The sequence below is a fragment of the Virgibacillus sp. M23 genome (genome assembly GCF_034190895.1).
Taxonomy (GTDB): Bacteria; Bacillota; Bacilli; order Bacillales; family Amphibacillaceae; genus Virgibacillus; species Virgibacillus salarius.
In genome coordinates this window covers 1-611 of sequence record NZ_JAWDHA010000161.1, presented here as the reverse complement: position 1 = coordinate 611, position 611 = coordinate 1, and the positions used below count along the sequence as shown (strand labels likewise).

1 protein-coding gene and 1 pseudogene are annotated in these 611 nt (G+C 39.4%); both read right to left on the bottom strand.

Translation table 11 applies throughout. The annotated features are described in order from the left end of the window. Positions 1 to 465 (bottom strand): annotated as a pseudogene (gene cgeE / locus RVS70_RS21800) (spore maturation N-acetyltransferase CgeE); the annotation flags it as partial. 85 nt (positions 466 to 550) lie between these two features. Next, a partial coding sequence (locus RVS70_RS21795) for a hypothetical protein (protein ID WP_321134810.1) occupies positions 551 to 611 on the bottom strand: 61 nt, incomplete at its 5' end.

Genomic DNA, 611 nt, shown 5'->3' with positions numbered 1-611 from the left:
GTAGAAAGGGTATTTTCTATTTAATTTTTGTTCGGCGATCGCTTCTCCAATATAAATGGAATCGTAAATTTTCATAATAGAAGATCCATCGCTAAGGCTCTTTGCCGTCCCCCATGCGGTTAAAGGATGTCCCATCTGTCCATTCCAGTCATTAAGCTTCATGTCATATAGTAGCTCATCCTCGACGACAAAACCGCTTTTTACAAGCGACTGCTTCAAACCGAGCGGAAAAACATGCTGCGGCGATGCTTTTAAATGGAGATAATTCGCTTCAAGCAGCTTTGGTACGGAGGGCAAAAAATTCAATAACCGCTCCAATGGAAACGTATCATGGAGCTGAACAAAATTATGAGAAAAAATTTGCGGAAGCTGAGGATCTCTGTATACGCTGTAATGATCAAACGATGTCGATTCAGACGTTAACAATATATATTGATGTTCCGTTTTTGCATAATGTCCTGTCATGAACGTCTCCTTTTTATGACCTATCCCTATACTCTGTTGCAATGTTCAATTTCTTTATAATCTCATCGTACACCGGATAAAACGGCTATCCAATTGGAAATTGCTGAATATTTCGGAAAGAATCGGAGATTGGCTTCTGATGTAAA